This is a genomic window from Streptomyces coryli (assembly GCF_011044975.1).
In the GTDB taxonomy this organism is placed as follows: Bacteria; Actinomycetota; Actinomycetes; order Streptomycetales; family Streptomycetaceae; genus Streptomyces; species Streptomyces coryli.
Window position 1 is genome coordinate 1 of the sequence record NZ_JAAKZV010000516.1, and the last position, 1,540, is coordinate 1,540.

Sequence of the window (1,540 nt, forward strand, 5' to 3'; positions counted from 1 at the left end):
GTGCTCGAATCGAGGGCATGGATGGTCGGGGTGCGCCCGTAGGACGACGGATCGTCCTCGGCGCGGTGGGGCTGGGTGCCGGGGCGGTGGTCGCGGCGCCGTTTCTGCAGCGGCAGGTCGAGCGGGGGCTCGGGGCCGTGGCGGACAAGGATCCCACCGGGGTGAGCGGGCTGCTGCCCAATGGGGGCGGGTTCCGGTACTACTCGGTCGCCACCCGGGTGCCGCGGCGCGGGGCGGACGACTACCGGCTGACGGTCGGCGGGCTGGTGCGGCGGAAGGCCTCGTACACGCTCGACGAGCTGCGGGCGCTGCCGCAGACCCGGATCGTGCGGGATGTGCAGTGCGTGACCGGGTGGCGGGTGCTCAAGACGCCCTTCGAGGGCGTGCGGCTGTCCCGCATTCTCGACGACGCGGGGGTGCGGGGGCGGGCCAAGGCCGTGCGGTTCGTCTGCTTCGACGGTACGTACACCGAGAGCCTGACGCTGGCGCAGGCGCGGCGGGACGATGTGCTCGTCTGCCTGCGCATGCAGGACAAGGCGCTGCCGCACGCGCACGGGGGTCCGGTGCGGCTGTATGTGGCGCCGATGTACTTCTACAAATCCGCGAAGTGGCTGTCCGGCATCGAGCTGACGGACGAGGTCGTGCCGGGCTACTGGGAGCGGCGCGGGTACGACATCGACGCCTGGGTGGGGCGGTCCAACGGGCGCGACGATGCTCCAACGACCTGAGCGGGTACGGCGCTTCAGTGCCGCCGAGCGGTGGGTGCACCGGAGCACCGCGGTGCTGATGGGCGTGTGCATCTTCACGGCGGCGGTCCTGTACGTGCCGCAGCTGGCGGAGCTCGCCGGGCGGCGGCGGGTGGTGGTGCTCGTCCATGAGTGGAGCGGGATTCTGCTGCCGGTGCCCGTGCTGGCGGGTCTGGTCTCCCGCGCCTTCCGGGCGGATCTGCGGCGGCTGAACCGCTTCGGGCCGCACGACGGGCGGTGGCTGCGGGCGGCGCTGCGGCGGCGGCCGGAGGGGCGGGAGGCGGGGAAGTTCAACGCCGGGCAGAAGGTCTACGCGGCGTGGGTGGCCGGGGCAGGGCTGGTGATGCTCGGGACCGGGGTGCTGATGTGGTTCACCGACCTGGCCGGGCTGCGGTGGCGGACCGGGGCCACCTTTGTGCACGACTGGCTGTCCCTGGGGCTTGGGCTCGCGGTGGCCGGGCACGTATGGCTCGCGCTGTCCGACCCGGAGGCGCGGCGGGGGATGCGGACCGGGCGGGTGGACGCGGGGTGGGCGCGGCGCGAGCATCCGCTGTGGGAGTCGGCGGGCGACGGTGAGGCAGCGGCCGGCGACGGCCGGGCGGCGGTCAGCGACGGCGAGGCAGCAGGCAGAACGGGTGGCCCGCCGGATCGGCCATGACCGTCCAGCCGGCCGGGTTGGTGTGCAGGTGCGTCGCGCCCAGCGCCTCCGACGCGGCGCGGGCCGCCGGGAGGTCCGTAACCGAGACGTCCAGGTGGGCCTGCTGCGGGTGGGCCGGGTCCGGCCAGCGCGGCGG

General features: G+C 74.5%; 3 protein-coding genes. 2 read left to right on the top strand and 1 reads right to left on the bottom strand.

The genetic code is table 11. The features are described 5' to 3' along the window. Positions 1–17 precede the first annotated feature (17 nt). Entirely contained in the window at positions 18–728 is a 711-nt protein-coding gene (locus G5C51_RS41860; protein WP_165246153.1) for a molybdopterin-dependent oxidoreductase, read from the top strand. Beyond that, positions 712–1,404 carry a cytochrome b/b6 domain-containing protein gene (locus G5C51_RS41865; protein ID WP_165246155.1) on the top strand — a complete coding sequence of 231 codons (693 nt, stop codon included), beginning with the start codon at positions 712–714 and terminating at the stop codon, positions 1,402–1,404. Before G5C51_RS41860 ends, G5C51_RS41865 begins: the two co-directional genes overlap by 17 nt. Here the strand turns inward: G5C51_RS41865 and G5C51_RS41870 are convergent. Then, the coding region (locus G5C51_RS41870) for a VOC family protein (RefSeq protein ID WP_276617717.1) at positions 1,352–1,540 on the bottom strand (189 nt) is incomplete at its 5' end. The genes G5C51_RS41865 and G5C51_RS41870 overlap by 53 nt on opposite strands.

What these genes read in the sequence shown, in the direction of transcription:
- G5C51_RS41860 (WP_165246153.1), top strand. Translation starts at nt 18, where the DNA reads ATGGATGGTCGGGGTGCGCCCGTAGGACGACGGATCGTCCTCGGCGCG.
- G5C51_RS41865 (WP_165246155.1), top strand. Translation starts at nt 712, where the DNA reads ATGCTCCAACGACCTGAGCGGGTACGGCGCTTCAGTGCCGCCGAGCGG.